Origin of the sequence: Allosphingosinicella sp. (genome assembly GCF_036403745.1) — a bacterium.
Taxonomy (GTDB): domain Bacteria; phylum Pseudomonadota; class Alphaproteobacteria; order Sphingomonadales; family Sphingomonadaceae; genus Allosphingosinicella.
This window is the reverse complement of the sequence record NZ_DASWQI010000070.1, coordinates 42,088-58,544: the sequence shown is the minus strand read 5'-3', so window position 1 is coordinate 58,544 and position 16,457 is coordinate 42,088. Positions and strand designations below refer to the sequence as shown.

The following is a 16,457-nucleotide window of genomic DNA, read 5'->3' as shown; positions in this document are numbered from 1 at the left end:
TAGGATCGTCTCGTGCGCGCCACGCGCGGGATCGGGCCGGCGGCGCCGGCCGCTGCCGCGAGAAGCGTCGCGCGCCGCAACGAAGGGGCCAAGGCGATGGACGGAACCGGTCAATATCGATGCCGCGGCGCGGATCCCAGCGGCCACACCGCCTTCGTCAACGATCGCAGCATCGCCTTCGACATCGCCGAGCGGCTCTACCGCCTGAGAGGCTATCTCCCGCCCTTCGACGACCTCCCCTGGGTGGAGATCGGCGAGGCCCGCCCCTCGAGGATGCCCACAGGCCTCGTCAAACGCCGCTGACGGCGCGAAGCTGGCGACGCTGCCGCGGACCCTCAGAGTTCCTCAAATTATACGCCGGGCAGTCCGACCGCACATGCGCAGCCTGCGTCGTCGACGTCGTCGGGCTGGCTAACCCGATCCTTGGGTGCTACGCTGCTTGCATCACCTGACCTTCCCGCAAGCGTCCCGTGACAGAGAGACACCGTGTGCTCCCGCTTGCACACCAGGTGAATCCCATGGAACAGAGATATTGGCTCGGCCGTAAGCGCGCCTCCCTTGCGAACGCGCGGGGCGCAAGGAGCGCGGTATCCCGGCTCATCCATCTCGATCTTGCCGGCCGCTACAGCATCAAAGCCGCCTTGGCGTGTCCCGCGCGCCCTGGAGTCGAACCGCGAATGGCGCTCACGCTGGAGCGGCCGGAGCGGGGCGGTGCCGAGCATTACGAGCGTCTCGAGACCGGCGCGCGCTGGCTGGCGTCACGTGCTGCCAATGAGGCGGAGGCGAACGAGCATCTCGCCATGGCCACGAAATACGCACGGCTGCGGGTCGACGCCGTCGGCGACCGCCGGCGCTGACACCATCCCTTAGCGAGGAGAAGACGATGTTCGGATTCCAGGGCGCCGAGAGCGGCGAGACCGTGGCGCGAAAGCGCGCCTACATGCGTGACGCTCAGAAGCGCTGGCCCTTTCTCACCAATTTCGATGCGTCCACGATCAAGAACGAGATGCAGCTTGCGTCCCTCGTCGGAATTCGCAGCGGCCGGTCGCGTGCCGACGCGCAAGCGGACGTCACCGCCTGGACGGCGGGCAAGCAGTTCTAAGGAGAGCGTCATGGTTTCCGAAACACCTGATCGCGGGCTGGCGAACCGGTCCGCTGCCGAAGCCGAAGCCGCGCTGCTCGCCGAACATGGCATTGTCCGCGTGCCTGCCGACCGCTTCGACGTCGGCGGCTATCGCTACACCAATGCCGCTGACGCGATCGCGGAGGCCAGGCGCTCGCGGGAGGCAGGAAGATGAGCCTGCACAGCTTGTTCGGGCGTCATTTGCCGGACCACGTCGCCAGCCGCTGGGACCGTGGCAACTTCGTCTCCCGCTGCACCGTCTGCCACGCAGCGATGATCAAGCTGCCGGGACTGGACTGGAAGATTCGCTGAGCCTGCCCTGAGCGCGGTGGCTCCCGAGCCCAAGCCGCGCGGCTCCTACGAGAAGGGGGCTACATGCTGATCCGAACCGCCTCGCCGAAAGTGACGTTGCACACGGATGCGCCGTCCTCATCCTCAACGGCGATATGATGGCTCAGGACGATCTCCCCCTTCTTGACCGCCTCGGCCATAAGGACGCGCGCTTCCTTCACCGCCATGCTCCGCGCGGCCCCCGCATCGGCCAGCTCAAGCCCCTCTTGGTCGAGGCATGTTTCGTCGTTGAAGACGTGGAAGTAGAAGCGAGCCACGCTCGCACTATGCCCAGTTTTTTGGGTCGCGCCATAAACGGGATCAGGTCCGGAACGATTTCAGACCGAGACACTTCCCCGCGTTGACAACCTCGTGCCGGACGCCGAGACGGGTCGGGCGCAGAGGCCGTCGATCGGATCGATCCGGCCTTAGCGGACCTGCCATAAGGCGGCGTCAGCCTCCTGCTTTGAGGCCGGAGAAGCCCCAGCCCCTCGGGGGGACGCTGGGGCTTTTCGACGTTTAATCCTTGGACGCAGCGTCATCCGGCGGGCTGGCGTCATCCCGCTCCTCGCTCGCCCACAGGTCGCGATCGGCGGCCCGCTGCTGTGCGGACGCATCCTCGGCTTCCTGTATGTCATTCCCCCGCACGTCCCAGCTGGCGGCGCTGCGCTCGAAGACGCGGCGGCTGTTTTCGGTTCCGGCGCCGGCGGCCTGAAGACGGTCTTTGGCCGCCCGGTCGCGGCATCCGGCCACGGTCTCGCGTGCTTCCTTCGATGAGCCTGCGGGCGGAGTGGCCGCGTCGGAATGATCGTCTGGCAATCTGAAGCCTCCGTGTGCGCAAGCGAGAGCACGACGGTCTCTCTGTCACGGGATGCTCGCGGGAAGATCAGGTGATGATCCGATATAGGGGTTCGGTCACGGGGATACGAGGCCAGCCACACCATGCGCAGCTTGACCCGCGGCGTGCGAACACCCACATGGGTTAGGTTGGCACTCGCGAACTGAGAGTGCCAATCGCAAATTGGCAGCGCTGGCTCCCGCTTGTGAAGCGACGACTTCGTCGCGATCCAGCGCGAGGACCGCAATCCATGACATTCCGCCCCCTTCACGACCGCGTGCTCGTGCGCCGCATCGAAGCCGCCGAGAAAACCGCCGGCGGCATCATCATCCCCGACACCGCCAAGGAAAAGCCGCAGGAGGGCGAGATCGTCTCCGTCGGCTCGGGCACCCGTTCCGAAGACGGCAAGGTGACGCCGCTCGACGTCAAGGCCGGCGACAAGATCCTGTTCGGAAAATGGTCCGGCAGCGAGGTCAAGCTCGATGGCGAGGACCTCCTCATCATGAAGGAAGCCGACATCCTCGGCGTCCTCGGCTGACACCGGCCGATATCCCTTCCGGAGCGGCGACGCTCCCCGCCCGAGCGGCCTGACCGCCGGGACCCCAAATCAAGGAACCGAACATGGCCGCCAAAGACGTCAAATTCTCCCGCGACGCGCGCGAAAGCATCACCCGCGGCGTCGACATCCTCGCCAACGCCGTCAAGGTGACGCTCGGCCCTAAGGGCCGCACCGTCCTCCTCGACAAGAGCTATGGCGCGCCGCGCATCACCAAGGACGGCGTCACCGTCGCCAAGGAGATCGACCTCCACGACAAGTTCGAGAATATGGGCGCGCAGATGCTGCGCTCGGTCGCGTCGCGGACCCACGATCATGCCGGCGACGGCACCACCACCGCCACGGTCCTCGCCCAAGCGATCGTCCGTGAGGGGATGAAGTCGGTCTCGGCCGGCGTGAACCCGATGGACCTGAAGCGCGGCATCGACCTCGCGGTCCTGAAGGTCGTGGAGGACCTCAAGGCGCGTTCGAAGCCGGTGTCGAGCAACAACGAGATCGCCCAGGTCGGCATCATCTCGGCCAATGGCGACACGATCGTCGGCGAGAAGATCGCCGAAGCGATGGAGAAGGTCGGCAAGGAAGGCGTCATCACCGTCGAGGAGGCCAAGGGCCTCGAGTTCGAATTGGACGTCGTCGAAGGCATGCAGTTCGACCGCGGCTACCTGTCGCCTTACTTCATCACCAATCCCGAGAAGATGCAGGTGGAGCTCAGCGACCCCTACATCCTCATCCACGAGAAGAAGCTCTCCAATCTCCAGGCGATGCTTCCGATCCTGGAAGCGGTGGTCCAGTCGGGCCGTCCGCTCCTGATCATTGCCGAGGACATCGAGGGCGAGGCGCTTGCCACCCTCGTCGTCAATAAGCTGCGCGGTGGCTTGAAGGTCGCCGCCGTCAAGGCGCCGGGCTTCGGCGATCGCCGCAAGGCGATGCTCGAGGACATCGCGATTTTGACCAACGGCGAGATGATCAGCGAGGATCTCGGCATTAAGCTCGAGAACGTCACCGTCGGCATGCTCGGCTCGGCCAAGCGCGTCACCATCGACAAGGACAACACCACCATCGTCGACGGTGCCGGCGAGGGCGACCGGATCAAGGGCCGCGTCGAGGCGATCCGCGCGCAGATCGAGAACACCACCAGCGATTACGACAAGGAGAAGCTCCAGGAGCGCCTCGCCAAGCTCGCCGGCGGCGTCGCCGTGATCAAGGTCGGCGGCTCGTCCGAGATCGAGGTCAAGGAGCGCAAGGACCGCGTCGACGACGCGCTCCACGCGACCCGCGCGGCCGTCGAAGAGGGCATCGTCCCCGGCGGCGGCACGGCTCTGCTCTACGCCACCAGGGCGCTGCAGGGCATGAAGGGTGCCAATGACGACCAGACGCGCGGCATCGACATCATCCGCCGCGCCCTCCAGTCCCCGATCCGCCAGATTGCCGAAAATGCCGGCAGCGACGGCGCGGTCGTGGTCGGCAAGCTGATCGACGGCAATGACGACACGATGGGCTTCAACGCCCAGACCGACGTCTATGAGAACCTCGTGACCGCCGGCGTCATCGACCCGACCAAGGTCGTGCGCACGGCGCTGCAGGACGCGGCCTCGGTCGCCGGTCTCCTCATCACCACCGAAGCGGCGGTGACCGAGGCTCCGGAAGACAAGCCGGCCGGCGGCGGCGGCGGCATGGGCGGCGGCGGCATGGGCGGCATGGGCGGCATGGATTTCTGAGGCGGCCTCCGTCAGCGAAGCGGGCGCGACAGCGCCCGCAAGCTGGCGGCGGACTCGCCGAGGAACGGCCGGCGAGGCTGCGATTCCTCAGATCGCAGATCTCGTCCGACGCCAGCGCGGGCTTTGCCCGCGCCGATCCAGACGCCAGGCTGAACGAAAAGAAGGGGTCGGGGGGAAACCCCCGGCCCTTTTCTTGTACGCAGCGCCGAGGACGCCGCACGAGATCGTCGTCCCAGCGAAGGCTGGGACCCCAGCGAGAACTAGCCCGGCGGTCATGTAGGGCGCTGCACACGCGGGGAACGAAACCCGCTGAGCCCCAGCCTTCGCTGGGGCGACGGGACCGGCCCGGCCGTGACGGACCTGTCCTAACCCTCGACTGCCGCGATCTTCGGGAACAAGTCCTCCCAGGTGGGATTATGCTCCTGGATCAGCCTCAGCTTCCAGAGCCGGAGCCATGCCTTCACCGCCTTCTCGCGGCGAATGGCATCATCGATGATCGCATGTGGTTCGGCGTAGACAAGCCGATCGCAATGGTGCCTGCGGGTGAACCGCCCAACCCTCCCGCCCCCGGTGCTGCGCGACACGGCGGACGAGATCAGCGGTGACGCCGACGTAAATCACCCCGTGCGGCTTGTTGCAGGCGATGTAGACCCACCCACCGGTCATTGGCCGATGCTGCTCCGCTGGCGGCGCCTTTGCAACACCCGTCGCCCCAGCGAAGGCTGGGGCCCCGGGGATGGTTCGCCAGGAGTACGAGCTGCCCGCTGCTGAGAAGCTGGCGTGTACTCTCGCTGGGGTCCCAGCCTTCGCTGGGACGACGTGTATGGCCCCTGCGGCAGTCTCGAGTGCCTAAGCCCCATTCCCCCCATCGTCGTCGTCGTCCGCATCCTCGCCATTGCCGAGCGCGGTGTTGTCCCCCGCGACCAGGCTGTCCGGCGACGTGTCCATCGCCGAGGCATTGGCGAGGGAGGCATTCTCCTCGGCCGTCGGCACGTTGGGATCGGCTTTCTTCCCGCAGCCGGCGAGCGTCACGCCGGCGGCGGCGGCGAGCAAAGCGGCGATGGCGGTCTTGCGCATGATGAGGCTTCCCCTGCTGATCGAACCGCAGCTTGCCCGAAGCGAAGGCAAAGAAAAAGGGCCGCGTCCCTCCAAGGAACGCGGCCCCTTCTCAGCCGGTCGCGAAAGCGGCCGGCTTAACCGATCAATGCTTCGCGGTGTGCGAGGTGTTGGTGGTCGTCGTGGTCGTGGCGGCAACGTTGCCGGCGGCGGTGTTGCCGGTCGCCGTGACGTTGGCGGCGCCCATGTTGCCGCCGGTCGTGTTGGTGGTCGCCGTGTTCGACGTTATGGTGGTCGAGTTGGCGTCGATCACCGCGGCGTTGACGTCGACGCCGGCCGCATTCTCGGTGGCGTTCAAGTCAGCGCTGTTGTTGGTGTCGGCGGTCTTGGGGGTGCAGGCGGCGACGCCGAGAGCGGCGACGGCGACGGCGACGAAAGCGATCTTCTTCATGGCATTGCCCTCCTTGGGGAAGCGATGTTGTTTTCGCCGGGCGAGGTGCCGCCCCCTCTCGGGCGCAGCGTCCGGCAGGGGCGGGATGTACGGGAGCCGTGGGTATATGTCTACTGCTTCAGTTAGGATTGCGGCGAGCCGAGTGCCTTGACCCGCATATAAAGATATCTTTATATCCTTATCTATGCCCGCCGCCGCCGACATCTTCCGATCCCTTGCCGACCCGACGCGGCTCAGGATCCTCAATCTCCTGAGGGCGATGGAGCTCTCGGTCGGCGAGCTGGCGCAGGTGCTCGGGCAGAGCCAGCCGCGCGTCTCGCGCCACGTCCGCATCCTCATCGAGGCGGGCCTCGCGGAGCGCCGCAAGGAGGGGAGCTGGGTGTTCCTCAGCCTCGGCGCGCGCGACCGGGTCGAGCCCTTGTTCCAGGCCCTCGACCGCTGGGCCGAGCGCGACGGCGAGGATCCGTGGGCCGTCGCCGACGCCGCCCGCCTCGCTGCCGTTCGCGCCGACCGCGCCGCCGCCGCCGAACGCTATTTCGCCGCCCGCGCCGGCGACTGGGACCGCATCCGCTCGCTCCACGTCGCCGAGAGCGAGGTCGAGGCCGCCATCGCCCGCGCCCTCGGCGCCGAAGCGGATGGCCGCCCGCTCGGACGCCTGCTCGACGTCGGCACCGGCACCGGCCGCATGCTCGAACTGTTCGGCGCTGCGGCGGAGCAGGCGCTCGGCGTCGACCGCTCTCCCGAAATGCTCCGCCTCGCCCGCGTCAAGCTGGCCCAGGCCGGGCTCGGCGCGGAGCTGCGCCAGGGCGACATGTACGCGCTGCCCCTCGCGGCCGGCGCCGCCGACACTGTGATCATCCACCAGGTCCTCCATTACGCCCAGCAGCCCTCCGCCGCGATCGCAGAGGCCGCGCGGCTGCTCGCCCCGGGCGGGCGCCTGCTCATCGTCGATTTCGCCCCGCACGAGCGCGAGGAGCTGCGCGACAGCGATGCGCACCTGCGCCTCGGCTTCGCCGACGAGACGATGCTCGCCTACCTCGCCGCCGCAGGCCTCGAAGGCCGCGTCGTCGAACATCTCGAAGGCGGCGAACTCACCGTCACCATCTGGGCCGGAGAGCGGCCCGCGCAGCAATTGAAGGTCGTCGCATGAGCCCCGGCATCGCCCATTGGAGGGAACCCCTGTTCGCCGAAGTCGCCGGCGACATCGAGGTCAGCTTCGAATTCTTCCCGCCCAAGACGGAGAAGATGGAGCAGACCTTGTGGGACAGCGTGAAGACGCTCGAGCCCCTGCAGCCGCGCTTCGTATCGGTGACCTACGGCGCCGGCGGCTCCACCCGCGAGCGTACCCACAACACCGTGGTCCGGATCGCCCGCGAGACCAGCCTCGCCCCCGCCGCACATCTCACCTGCGTCGAGGCGACCCGCGGCGAAGTGGACGACATTGCCCGCGCCTATTGGGACGCCGGCATTCGCCACATCGTTGCCCTGCGCGGCGACCCGCCGGTGCAGGGCCAGAAGTACGTCCCTCACCCGGACGGCTATGCCAACGCCGCCGAATTGGTCGCCGGCCTGAAGCGGGTCGCGCCGTTCGAAATTTCCGTTGCCGCCTATCCGGAATGCCACCCGGACGCTGTCAGCCGCCAGAGCGACATCGACAATCTCAAGCGCAAGATCGACTCCGGTGCGGACCGCGCGATCAGCCAGTTCTTCTTCGCGCCCGAGAGCTTCTTCCGCTTCCGCGACGCCGCCGCCGCGGCGGGTATCGACGCCGAGCTGGTGCCGGGCATCCTTCCCGTCTCGAACGTCACCCAGACGCGCAAGTTCGCCGCCGCCTGCGGCGCCGCCATCCCGCCGTGGATGGACCGCCTGTTCGAAGGCCTCGACGACCTTCCCGCCGCCCGCCAATTGGTCGCCGCGACCATTGCGGCGGAGCTGTGCGGCCAGCTTTACGCCGGCGGCATCCGCCATTTCCATTTCTACACGTTGAACCGGGCCGAGCTCGCCTACGCGATCTCGCACCTCCTCGGCCTCCGGCCGCGGGCGCCCGCACAGGAGCAGGCCGCATGAGCGCGCGAGACAGACTGCAAAAGGCCGCCCTGGAGCGGATCCTCATCACCGACGGCGCCTTCGGGACCGAGATCCAGAACCGCAAGCTCGTCGAGGCCGATTATCGCGGCACCCTCGATCTGCCGCGGGACCAGAAGGGCAATAACGACATCCTCGCTTTGACCAAGCCCGAGGTGACCGACGCGATCACCCGCGCCTATCTCGACGCGGGCTCCGACATCGTCTCGACCAACACGTTCAGTGCCAACCGGATCAGCCAGGCCGATTACGGCGCCGAGCATCTCGTCCGCGCCATCAACATCGAATCCGCCCGCATCGCCCGCGCCGCCGCCGACGATTATGCCGCGCGCGACGGCCGCCCCCGCTTCGTCGCCGGCGCGATCGGGCCGACCAACAAGACTTTGTCCCTCTCCCCCAACGTCAACGATCCAGGCTATCGCGAGATCGATTTCGACGGCCTCACCGAAGTCTATGTCGAGCAGGCCGACGCGCTCATCGAAGGCGGCGTCGATTTCCTTCTCATCGAGACGATCTTCGACACGCTGAATGCAAAGGCCGGCATCATGGCCGCGCTCCAGGCAGCGGAGAAAGCCGGCCGCGACGTGCCGCTGATGATCTCAATGACCATCACCGACCTCTCCGGCCGCAACCTCTCCGGCCACACCGTCGAGGCCTTCTGGTACGCCGTCCGCCACGCCCGGCCGGTGACGATCGGACTCAACTGCTCGTTCGGCGCCCAGCAGCTGCGCCCCCACGTCCAGGCGCTCTCCGCCATCGCCGACACCCTCATCATGGCCTATCCGAACGCCGGCCTCCCCAACGACCTCGGCGAATATGACGAGCGTCCTGACCAGACGGCAGGCTTCGTCCGCGCCTGGGCCGAGCAGGGGCTGGTCAACGTGCTCGGCGGCTGCTGCGGCTCCACCCCCGCCCACATCCGTGCCATCGCCGAAGCCGTCGCGGGCCTCCCGCCCCGGAAGGTCCCGACCGCCCCCAGGATCACCTGCCTCGCCGGCCTCGAGCCGATGACCATCGCCGCATAATCCAGAGCCGTCATGCCGGACTTGATCCGGCATCCACCTTCTCCTTTTTCGAGGGGAAGAAGGGGGACCCCGGATCAAGTCCGGGGTGACGGAAAAAATTGAAACGAGAAAAATGGCCACTGCCCTTCAGCCCGAAACCGCCTCCGCCTCCTCCACCTTCGTCAACATCGGCGAGCGCACCAACGTCACCGGCTCTGCCCGCTTCAAGAAGCTGGTTATGGCCGGCGATTATGCCGCCGCCGTCGAGGTCGCGCGCAGCCAGGTCGAGAACGGCGCCCAGGTCATCGACGTCAACATGGACGAGGGCCTGCTCGACGCCGAATATGCGATGACGACCTTCCTGAAGCTCATCGCTGCCGAGCCCGACATCGCCCGCGTGCCCGTGATGGTCGACAGCTCGAAATGGTCGGTCATCGAGGCGGGGCTGAAGTGCGTCTCGGGCAAGCCGATCGTCAATTCGATCAGCATGAAGGAGGGCGAGGAGGAGTTCCTCCGCTACGCCCGGAAGGTCCGCAATTACGGCGCCGCCGTCGTCGTCATGGCCTTCGACGAGGTCGGCCAGGCCGACACCAGGGCGCGCAAGGTCGAGATTTGCGAGCGCGCCTACAAGTTGCTCGTCGGCGACGGCTTTCCGGCCGAGGACATCATCTTCGATCCCAACGTCTTCGCCGTCGCCACCGGCATCGACGAGCACCGCCGCTACGCCCTCGACTTCATCGAGGCCTGCCGCGAGATCAAGGCGCGCTGCCCGCACGTCCACCTCTCCGGCGGCCTCTCGAATTTGAGCTTCAGCTTCCGCGGCAACGAGCCGGTGCGCCGCGCGATGCACTCGGTCTTCCTTTATCACGCCATCCCCGCCGGCCTCGACATGGCGATCGTCAATGCCGGCCAGCTCGACGTCTACGACACGATCGACCCGGAGCTGCGCGAAGCGTGCGAGGACGTCATCCTCGACCGCCGGCCAAATGCCGGGGGGGACGCCACCGAGCGCCTCGTCGAGCTCGCCGAGAAATATCGCGGCTCCGACCCCGTCCGCGAAAAGGCCGAGGCCGAATGGCGCGGCTGGGACGTCTCGAAGCGGCTCGAGCACGCGCTCGTCAAAGGCATCGACGCCTTCGTCGTCGAGGACACCGAGGAAGCCCGCCTTGAGGCCGAGCGCCCGATCCACGTCATCGAAGGCCCGCTGATGGACGGCATGAACGTCGTCGGCGACCTGTTCGGCGCCGGCAAGATGTTCCTCCCCCAGGTCGTCAAATCCGCCCGCGTCATGAAGAAGGCGGTCGCCCACCTCATCCCCTATATCGAGGAGGAAAAGGAGAAATCGGGCGTCACCGCCGGCAAGGGCCGCGTGGTCATGGCCACCGTCAAGGGCGACGTCCACGACATCGGCAAGAACATCGTCGGCGTCGTCCTCCAGTGCAACGGCTTCGAAGTGATCGACCTCGGCGTCATGGTGCCCTGGCCGGCGATCCTCGCAGCCGCCAACGAGAACAATGCCGACATGATCGGCCTCTCCGGCCTCATCACGCCTTCGTTGGACGAGATGGTCACCGTCGCCGCCGAGATGCAGCGCGAGAACATGACGCTCCCGCTCCTCATCGGCGGCGCCACCACCAGCAAGGCGCACACGGCGCTCCGCATCGACCCGGCTTATGCGGGCCCGGTGATCCACGTCCTCGACGCCAGCCGCGCCGTCGGCGTCGCCTCCAGCCTCGTCTCCGAAACCCAGCGCGAGCCGCTCATCGCCCGCACCGTCGAGGAATATGAAGCGGTCCGCGTCGCCCGCGCCCGCGGCGGCCAGAACGAGCTCTCGCCCCTCGCCGAAGCCCGCGCCAACGCCTTCCCCTACGATCTCGAAGGCAAGGCGCCGCCGCCGCTCCGCCCCGGCCTCCACCATTATGGCGAATGGCCGCTCCGCGATCTGCGCGCCTCGATCGACTGGACGCCCTTCTTCCGCGCCTGGGAGCTGGCCGGCAACTACCCCGCCATCCTCGAGGACCCAATCGTCGGCGAAAGCGCCAGCGCCCTCTTCAAGGATGCGGAAGCGATGCTCGACCGCATCATCGCCGAGCATTGGCTGACCCCGCGCGGCACCGTCGGCCTGTGGCGCTGCCGCCGTGAGGGCGACGACGTCCACGTCCTCGCCTCCAACGAGGAGACCCGTATCCCCTTCCTCCGCCAGCAGGTGAAGAAGAGGGAAGGGCGCCCGAACATGTCGCTCGCCGACTTCATCGATCCCGCCGGCGAGGATTGGATCGGCGGCTTCGCCGTCGCCATCCACGGCCTCGAGCCGCATCTCGAGCGCTTCAAGGCGGACAATGACGATTATTCGGACATCCTCCTGAAGGCACTGGCCGACCGCCTCGCCGAGGCCTTTGCGGAGACCCTCCACGCCCATGTCCGCGAGAGCGTGTGGGGCTATGCCGGCACCGAGCACCTCACCAACCAGCAGCTCATCCGCGAAAAATATGTCGGCATCCGGCCAGCCCCTGGCTACCCCGCCTGCCCGGACCACAGCCTGAAGCCGGCCCTCTTCGCCATGCTCGGCGGCGAGCCGGCCGGCGTCACGCTGACGGAAAGCTTCGCCATGTGGCCGACCTCGGCGGTCTCCGGCTTCTATTTCGGCCACCGCGACAGCCAGTATTTCGGCGTCGCCCGCATCGGCCGCGACCAACTCGAAGACTATGCCCCCCGCCGCGGCGTCACCCTCGAGCAGGCCGAACGCTGGCTGCGCCCGAACCTCGACTAAAAAAGCCCCCCCCTTCAGGGGAGGGTTTTGGGGTGGGGCCTGTGGGGAACCGCCGGCGGTCAACGGGGACGACATCCCCCATCCCAACCCCCTCCCCTGAAAGGGAGGGGCTAAGGCCGCCGGACGCCGACATATGCCTTCAGAGCACCGTCAAAGGCAGAGGGCCAGAGCAAGGGACAACCGCTGCTCCCCTGTTCTGCGCCGCCTCGTCTAAGCGGCGACGTCGACGCGCCCCGTGATCCGCCGCAGGAATTCGGCTTCGTGCGGCAGGTGCGGCTGGCCGTCGGCGTGCAGGATATCGTGGAACCAGCGCCGGGAGCCGCGCGCGATCTTGTCATTCTCCTCGCGGTCCCACGCGAAGTGGGTCTGGGTGCGCCCGGAGACGAGGCCCCAGGAGAAAGCGGCGACGCGGTGCTTCTTCGCCTTGGGCAGGATGGCCTGGAACGTGCTCCCCACCGACCGCGCCATATATTCGGTGCAGAGGATCGGCCGGCCGAAGCTCTTGAGCCACCGGAGGCGGCGCGCGAACTCACGCGGCTTGCCGTAATTGTGGAAGGAGATCACGTCCGAATTGGCGGTCTGGACGCGCTGGATCGGGCTCAGCCGGTGGTCGGCCGACCAATTGCCCAGCCAGATCGCGCTGGTCAGCGGCTGGCTCGGGCCGGCCTCGCGGGCCCAGCGGAACGCCTCGACCAGCAGCGGCGTCACCAAAGCGGACTTGGCGGCCAGCACGGCGCGGTTGCACAGCGCCACCTCGGGGCCGTTGTCGGGCTCGTTCCAGATGTCCCAGGCCAGCACGCGCGGATCGTCGGCGAAGGCCGCGACGACGCCGGTGACGTAGCGGCGCAGGCGCTCGTGCTGCGCAGGGTCCGACAGCGCCGCCATGCCGGGCGACTGGACCCAGCCGGAATTGTGCACGCCGGGCGCCGGGTCCCGCTGCGGGCCGAGCGCCGGATCGGGATCCCAGCAGGAATCGAACAGCACCAGCATCGTACGGATGCCGTGCCGGTCCGCCGTGGCGAGATAGATCTCGATGCGCGCGGCGAAGCCTTCCGGATCCTGCTGCCACAGCAGATCGTGGAGGTAGACGCGCACCGCGTTCATGCCGAGCGCGGCCGCCCAGGCGAGCTCCCGGTCGATCGCCACCGGATCGAACGTCTCGGCCTGCCAGAATTCGAGCTGGTTGATGGCGTAGGACGGCGTGAAGTTGCACCCGACCAGCCACGGCAGTCCGTCATACCATTGGTGTGCCGCCCCTTCGCTCCAGCGCGGATTCTCCAGCGTCGCGCCAGCGGCGCCCGCGACGATGTCTGCTCGGGTCATGATATGCTTCTCGGCTCTGAGCCGTCCCCGCCCCCGCGGATCGACGCGTGATTTCCACTCTATATCAACAACATATGTTGTTCACGCGCCGCGCGCAAGGTGGGCACGTGCTGCTCTTTCAGATGATTTGCAAGAGCGCCGTACGGGACGCGACGGCAGACCCAAAGCGATCTCTCGCGACGGCCGTTTGACTGCTCGGTTTGGCCTTGTGCAGACCTGCCAGCTCGCGGCGTCAGCCTCGTCTTTTGAGGCCGGAGAAGCCTCGGCACCCCAGCCGGAGGCTGGTATTTTCCCAGGTCCAGGCCCTGACCGGCCGTCAATCAGTGACGATCAGACAAAAGTCCTGCGAAGGCCCAGCACCTATTTTACGCTGATCCGTGCGATTTTCGGTTCGCCATCCCATATATCAAGGAGAGCCGGAGGCGAGATGACAAGAGATCAGATGCACCAGGAGCACGAGCGGTTGAAAAGGGTGCTTGAGGAGCACGAGACGCGAGCGGCCGCAAGCGCGATCCCGCAAAACCGCGACGGCTTGAAACAGCGGATCGCGGCTCTGGCGGAGAAGCTGGAGGCGGCCCAAGTCTGATCGAGCGCGTGAAGCGAACGCGCGGCCTCAGGTCAGACGCAGCAATCGAACCGTGTCGGGCTCGGAGTTTCAAGCTGAGCCCGTTCGGCCGCCTTGTTCGCGATCAGCATTGCCCGCATTTCATCGCTACGTCCGCTGCGAGCGGCCAATGCCGTCCAACTCGCTTCCGATCGAAGCCAACGATCGCGGACGTGGTCCAGAGTTGCGGCCGCGGCGCCCATGCGCGCCTCGGCAGCGCGTGCGAGCTGGAATGTGTGCATAGCCGACATCGATGATCTCCCGCCGGTGGGGCGAGCGCACACGGCACCCGCCTTCATCACACCTGCAACTTCCGACCGGGCTAGACCGCCTTGAGATTGGCCGCGCTTGACTTGCCGCGGGCATCGTTCTCGAGGTCGTAGGAGATGCGTTGCTCCTTCTCGAGCCTGTCCATGCCGGCAGCCTGGACGGCGGTAATGTGGACGAAGGCGTCGGCGCCACCGGCTTCGTTGGTGATGAAGCCAAAGCCCTTCGTCTCGTCGAAAAATTTCACAATGCCAGTGGGCATATCGATTTCCTTGGTTGGCAGGGTTGAAGGCCGCGTGTTTGCGGCCAGCAGAGAGAATGTCACTGAAGCGGCAATCGGGCATCCTGTGTTCGATCCTCGACCGGCATCCCCGTGACGACGGACAAGGCTTGGGCAAAGCTTCGGGCCTGCATCATGTTCGGCAGCGCGCATCGGCCTGCGAAATGCTCCGGCGGCGACCCGCTCTCCAGCCAGACGAAGTAGCCGGGGGAGTGCGGAGAGGATTGCAGCACGACGATCGCGTGCTTCAGCATCGATTTCGCGGCGGGAGTGGCGGGACGCGCTTCTCGGCCACGGCGAGCCGCGAGGCTGAACGCAGCGACGACCTCATCAAGGGTTTCAGCCATTTTGCCTCCCAAGCGTGATGCGCGTGCGACACAGGTGTCGGATTCGCGCAGAGGCCGCGGTGGCGTGACCTAAAACCAGAGGGTACGCGACGTCGGCTGAACGCCACCCTCCAGGGCTGTCAGCATACCGGCCCTCGACCTTATCGGCCGGCGAGTCAATTCGCGTGCCAATGCGCGGACGGCAAAGCCGAATGCGCTCACGGGTCATGCGCCGACGGCAAAGCCGAATGCGGCTCACGGGTGACGCGCGGACCGCAAAGCCGAATGCGGCTCACGGGGCCGCTTAGGAATTCCCACCCGCCCTGATCAGCCGATCCAGCTGATCCCGACGCCGCCCCAGGTCTGCACGATATTCCGACGGCGACGTCTTTTTCGAGGAGCCGGCGTCGCCCATGTCGATCGCATCGCCGGCGTCGAAGCGGTCGATCTCAGCCTGAAGCGTCGCGCGCCTCACCTTGATGCCCTGATATGCCATGTCGCCTCCTGCGTCGCGCCGAGCCTATAGGAGTCGAGGCCGGCGCACCATCGGTTCCCCGAGGCGGGGAGGTAGCTCGATTCGAACGTTATGAGACGGGTCGGCTTCCGCCCGCCGCGCCCGGAAGCCCCGCGTTACCGCTGCCCGCCTTTCTGTCCCGCCAAGGGGCAGGAGCACGGTTAACCTCGTTCCACCCTCGACTTGGCACCCACGCCGCGCAATCCCGTCGCGCATGAAACGCGCCCTCATCCTCTTCGCCGTCCTCGCCGCCCCCGCCGGTGCGCAGGGCGCCGCCCCCTATACCGTGCAGGAGACCGGCCAGAGCTTCGGCTCGCTCCAGCAGGCAGTGCAGGCGATCGGCGGCGGGCGGGGGACCATCCTCGTCGCACCGGGGCGCTATCGGGACTGCGCGGTGCAGCAGGCGGGGGAGGTCACCTTCCAGGCTGCCGAGCCGGGCACGGCGGTCTTCGACGGCGGCGCCTGCGAGGGCAAGGCGACCCTGGTGCTGAGGGGGCGTGCGGCGGCGGTCGAGGGGCTGATCTTCGAGAATGTCCGCGTGCCCGATGCCAACGGCGCCGGCATCCGCCTCGAGCACGGCCCGCTCACCGTCCGCGAGACGATGTTCAGGAATTCGGAAAGCGGCATCCTCAGCGCCGACGATGCCGGTTCGCGCATCCTCATTGAGCGCTCGACCTTCTCCGGCCTCGGCCGCTGCGACCGCGGCCTCGCCTGCGCGCACTCGATCTACATCGGCGAATATGGCAGCCTCATCGTCCGCGCCTCCCGCTTCGAGCGCGGCCGCGGCGGCCATTACGTCAAGACCCGCGCCCGCCGCATCGACGTCACCGATTCGAGCTTCGACGACAGCGCCGGCCGCACCACCAACTACATGATCGACCTGTCCGGCGGCGCCACCGGCCTCATCGCCCGCAACGTCTTCGTCCAGGGCCACGACAAGGAAAATTACAGCGCGATGATCACCGTCGCGCCCGAAGGCACCGTCCACGACGCGAGCGGCCTGACGGTGACCGGCAACACCGCCTCGCTCGCTCCGGACATGGAGCACGGCACCTCGTTCGTCGTCGGCTTCAACGACGCCGCGATCCGCATCGAGGACAACCGCCTCGCCCCGAAGATCGCGCGCTTCGAGCGCCGCTGACGCCCCCCGCGCCGCCGCCCGCAATTCGCTTCACACCTTCAAAGAAACTCATACATCGAGTCGCACGGAAC

Annotated in this window: 22 protein-coding genes; 13 read left to right on the top strand and 9 right to left on the bottom strand. The window is 67.1% G+C overall.

Features of this window, described 5'->3' with window-relative positions; all coding sequences use genetic code 11:
- Positions 1-12: 12 nt before the first annotated feature.
- The 5 genes from VGC56_RS13325 to VGC56_RS13305 all read left to right on the top strand — a co-directional run bounded on the left by VGC56_RS13325 (position 13) and on the right by VGC56_RS13305 (position 1,435).
- Positions 13-303: a hypothetical protein gene (locus VGC56_RS13325; protein ID WP_464125605.1), complete on the top strand. Its 291-nt coding sequence runs from the start codon at positions 13-15 to the stop codon at positions 301-303.
- 374 nt (positions 304-677) lie between these two features.
- Positions 678-857 (top strand): hypothetical protein, encoded by a 180-nt coding sequence (locus VGC56_RS13320; protein ID WP_464125602.1) that lies wholly within the window; start codon positions 678-680, stop codon positions 855-857.
- A 26-nt stretch (positions 858-883) separates the two neighbouring features.
- Positions 884-1,102 carry a hypothetical protein gene (locus tag VGC56_RS13315; RefSeq protein ID WP_464125600.1) on the top strand — a complete coding sequence of 73 codons (219 nt, stop codon included), beginning with the start codon at positions 884-886 and terminating at the stop codon, positions 1,100-1,102.
- A gap of 10 nt (positions 1,103-1,112) precedes the next feature.
- On the top strand, positions 1,113-1,298 hold the full coding sequence (locus VGC56_RS13310) for a hypothetical protein (RefSeq protein WP_464125597.1): 186 nt from the start codon (positions 1,113-1,115) through the stop codon (positions 1,296-1,298).
- Positions 1,295-1,435, top strand: coding sequence for a hypothetical protein (locus VGC56_RS13305; RefSeq protein ID WP_464125594.1), 141 nt, complete (start codon positions 1,295-1,297; stop codon positions 1,433-1,435). Before VGC56_RS13310 ends, VGC56_RS13305 begins: the two co-directional genes overlap by 4 nt.
- A 59-nt stretch (positions 1,436-1,494) precedes the next feature.
- Here the strand turns inward: VGC56_RS13305 and VGC56_RS13300 are convergent, their stop codons facing one another.
- Together VGC56_RS13300 and VGC56_RS13295 are read right to left on the bottom strand one after the other, a co-directional pair.
- The gene (locus VGC56_RS13300; RefSeq protein WP_464125592.1) at positions 1,495-1,731 is read right to left on the bottom strand and encodes a DUF6894 family protein; all 237 of its coding nucleotides are present in this window, start codon (positions 1,729-1,731) and stop codon (positions 1,495-1,497) included.
- Between the two features lie 241 nt (positions 1,732-1,972).
- Positions 1,973-2,272: a hypothetical protein gene (locus tag VGC56_RS13295; protein WP_464125590.1), complete on the bottom strand. Its 300-nt coding sequence runs from the start codon at positions 2,270-2,272 to the stop codon at positions 1,973-1,975.
- 269 nt (positions 2,273-2,541) lie between these two features.
- Between VGC56_RS13295 and groES the strand changes: the two genes are divergently transcribed.
- Positions 2,542-2,829 carry a co-chaperone GroES gene (groES, locus tag VGC56_RS13290; protein WP_464125588.1) on the top strand — a complete coding sequence of 96 codons (288 nt, stop codon included), beginning with the start codon at positions 2,542-2,544 and terminating at the stop codon, positions 2,827-2,829.
- An 83-nt stretch (positions 2,830-2,912) separates the two neighbouring features.
- Positions 2,913-4,565 carry a chaperonin GroEL gene (gene groL, locus VGC56_RS13285; protein ID WP_464125586.1) on the top strand — a complete coding sequence of 551 codons (1,653 nt, stop codon included), beginning with the start codon at positions 2,913-2,915 and terminating at the stop codon, positions 4,563-4,565.
- Positions 4,566-5,051: 486 nt separating this feature from the next.
- On the opposite strand, the gene VGC56_RS13280 is transcribed toward groL, so the two are convergent.
- The 3 genes from VGC56_RS13280 to VGC56_RS13270 form a co-directional block, all read right to left on the bottom strand.
- Positions 5,052-5,231: a GIY-YIG nuclease family protein gene (locus VGC56_RS13280; RefSeq protein ID WP_464125583.1), complete on the bottom strand. Its 180-nt coding sequence runs from the start codon at positions 5,229-5,231 to the stop codon at positions 5,052-5,054.
- A 183-nt stretch (positions 5,232-5,414) separates the two neighbouring features.
- Positions 5,415-5,642 carry a hypothetical protein gene (locus VGC56_RS13275; protein WP_464125580.1) on the bottom strand — a complete coding sequence of 76 codons (228 nt, stop codon included), beginning with the start codon at positions 5,640-5,642 and terminating at the stop codon, positions 5,415-5,417.
- A gap of 124 nt (positions 5,643-5,766) precedes the next feature.
- Positions 5,767-6,072 (bottom strand): hypothetical protein, encoded by a 306-nt coding sequence (locus tag VGC56_RS13270; RefSeq protein ID WP_464125578.1) that lies wholly within the window; start codon positions 6,070-6,072, stop codon positions 5,767-5,769.
- Between the two features lie 184 nt (positions 6,073-6,256).
- Between VGC56_RS13270 and VGC56_RS13265 the strand changes: the two genes are divergently transcribed.
- The 4 genes from VGC56_RS13265 to metH all read left to right on the top strand — a co-directional run bounded on the left by VGC56_RS13265 (position 6,257) and on the right by metH (position 11,931).
- Entirely contained in the window at positions 6,257-7,222 is a 966-nt protein-coding gene (locus VGC56_RS13265) for an ArsR/SmtB family transcription factor (protein WP_464125576.1), read from the top strand.
- Complete coding sequence (metF, locus tag VGC56_RS13260; RefSeq protein WP_464125574.1) at positions 7,219-8,139, top strand: methylenetetrahydrofolate reductase [NAD(P)H]; 921 nt, start codon at positions 7,219-7,221, stop codon at positions 8,137-8,139. Before VGC56_RS13265 ends, metF begins: the two co-directional genes overlap by 4 nt.
- Complete coding sequence (locus tag VGC56_RS13255) at positions 8,136-9,182, top strand: homocysteine S-methyltransferase family protein (RefSeq protein ID WP_464125572.1); 1,047 nt, start codon at positions 8,136-8,138, stop codon at positions 9,180-9,182. Before metF ends, VGC56_RS13255 begins: the two co-directional genes overlap by 4 nt.
- 97 nt (positions 9,183-9,279) lie before the next feature.
- The gene (metH, locus tag VGC56_RS13250; protein WP_464125688.1) at positions 9,280-11,931 is read left to right on the top strand and encodes a methionine synthase; all 2,652 of its coding nucleotides are present in this window, start codon (positions 9,280-9,282) and stop codon (positions 11,929-11,931) included.
- Positions 11,932-12,141: 210 nt separating this feature from the next.
- On the opposite strand, the gene VGC56_RS13245 is transcribed toward metH, so the two are convergent.
- Entirely contained in the window at positions 12,142-13,254 is a 1,113-nt protein-coding gene (locus VGC56_RS13245) for a cellulase family glycosylhydrolase (protein WP_464125570.1), read from the bottom strand.
- 442 nt (positions 13,255-13,696) lie between these two features.
- Between VGC56_RS13245 and VGC56_RS13240 the strand changes: the two genes are divergently transcribed.
- Positions 13,697-13,840, top strand: a complete 144-nt coding sequence (locus tag VGC56_RS13240; RefSeq protein ID WP_464125568.1) for a hypothetical protein — start codon at positions 13,697-13,699, stop codon at positions 13,838-13,840.
- 340 nt (positions 13,841-14,180) lie between these two features.
- On the opposite strand, the gene VGC56_RS13235 is transcribed toward VGC56_RS13240, so the two are convergent.
- The 3 genes from VGC56_RS13235 to VGC56_RS13225 all read right to left on the bottom strand — a co-directional run bounded on the left by VGC56_RS13235 (position 14,181) and on the right by VGC56_RS13225 (position 15,227).
- The gene (locus VGC56_RS13235) at positions 14,181-14,387 is read right to left on the bottom strand and encodes a cold-shock protein (RefSeq protein WP_464125566.1); all 207 of its coding nucleotides are present in this window, start codon (positions 14,385-14,387) and stop codon (positions 14,181-14,183) included.
- A 59-nt stretch (positions 14,388-14,446) separates the two neighbouring features.
- A complete protein-coding gene (locus tag VGC56_RS13230; RefSeq protein WP_464125563.1) occupies positions 14,447-14,752 on the bottom strand; it encodes a hypothetical protein in 306 nt (101 codons plus the stop codon).
- Positions 14,753-15,035: 283 nt separating this feature from the next.
- Positions 15,036-15,227 carry a hypothetical protein gene (locus VGC56_RS13225; protein WP_464125561.1) on the bottom strand — a complete coding sequence of 64 codons (192 nt, stop codon included), beginning with the start codon at positions 15,225-15,227 and terminating at the stop codon, positions 15,036-15,038.
- Positions 15,228-15,459: 232 nt separating this feature from the next.
- Between VGC56_RS13225 and VGC56_RS13220 the strand changes: the two genes are divergently transcribed.
- Positions 15,460-16,386 carry a right-handed parallel beta-helix repeat-containing protein gene (locus VGC56_RS13220; protein WP_464125557.1) on the top strand — a complete coding sequence of 309 codons (927 nt, stop codon included), beginning with the start codon at positions 15,460-15,462 and terminating at the stop codon, positions 16,384-16,386.
- Positions 16,387-16,457: the final 71 nt, after the last annotated feature.

Bases quoted from the DNA above. Each gene is read 5' to 3' on its own strand.
- VGC56_RS13320 (WP_464125602.1), top strand. From the start codon at position 678: ATGGCGCTCACGCTGGAGCGGCCGGAGCGGGGCGGTGCCGAGCATTAC.
- VGC56_RS13315 (WP_464125600.1), top strand. From the start codon at position 884: ATGTTCGGATTCCAGGGCGCCGAGAGCGGCGAGACCGTGGCGCGAAAG.
- VGC56_RS13310 (WP_464125597.1), top strand. From the start codon at position 1,113: ATGGTTTCCGAAACACCTGATCGCGGGCTGGCGAACCGGTCCGCTGCC.
- VGC56_RS13305 (WP_464125594.1), top strand. From the start codon at position 1,295: ATGAGCCTGCACAGCTTGTTCGGGCGTCATTTGCCGGACCACGTCGCC.
- groES (WP_464125588.1), top strand. From the start codon at position 2,542: ATGACATTCCGCCCCCTTCACGACCGCGTGCTCGTGCGCCGCATCGAA.
- groL (WP_464125586.1), top strand. From the start codon at position 2,913: ATGGCCGCCAAAGACGTCAAATTCTCCCGCGACGCGCGCGAAAGCATC.
- VGC56_RS13280 (WP_464125583.1), bottom strand. From the start codon at position 5,231: ATGACCGGTGGGTGGGTCTACATCGCCTGCAACAAGCCGCACGGGGTG.
- VGC56_RS13275 (WP_464125580.1), bottom strand. From the start codon at position 5,642: ATGCGCAAGACCGCCATCGCCGCTTTGCTCGCCGCCGCCGCCGGCGTG.
- VGC56_RS13270 (WP_464125578.1), bottom strand. From the start codon at position 6,072: ATGAAGAAGATCGCTTTCGTCGCCGTCGCCGTCGCCGCTCTCGGCGTC.
- VGC56_RS13265 (WP_464125576.1), top strand. From the start codon at position 6,257: ATGCCCGCCGCCGCCGACATCTTCCGATCCCTTGCCGACCCGACGCGG.
- metF (WP_464125574.1), top strand. From the start codon at position 7,219: ATGAGCCCCGGCATCGCCCATTGGAGGGAACCCCTGTTCGCCGAAGTC.
- VGC56_RS13255 (WP_464125572.1), top strand. From the start codon at position 8,136: ATGAGCGCGCGAGACAGACTGCAAAAGGCCGCCCTGGAGCGGATCCTC.
- VGC56_RS13245 (WP_464125570.1), bottom strand. From the start codon at position 13,254: ATGACCCGAGCAGACATCGTCGCGGGCGCCGCTGGCGCGACGCTGGAG.
- VGC56_RS13240 (WP_464125568.1), top strand. From the start codon at position 13,697: ATGCACCAGGAGCACGAGCGGTTGAAAAGGGTGCTTGAGGAGCACGAG.
- VGC56_RS13235 (WP_464125566.1), bottom strand. From the start codon at position 14,387: ATGCCCACTGGCATTGTGAAATTTTTCGACGAGACGAAGGGCTTTGGC.
- VGC56_RS13230 (WP_464125563.1), bottom strand. From the start codon at position 14,752: ATGGCTGAAACCCTTGATGAGGTCGTCGCTGCGTTCAGCCTCGCGGCT.
- VGC56_RS13225 (WP_464125561.1), bottom strand. From the start codon at position 15,227: ATGGCATATCAGGGCATCAAGGTGAGGCGCGCGACGCTTCAGGCTGAG.
- VGC56_RS13220 (WP_464125557.1), top strand. From the start codon at position 15,460: ATGAAACGCGCCCTCATCCTCTTCGCCGTCCTCGCCGCCCCCGCCGGT.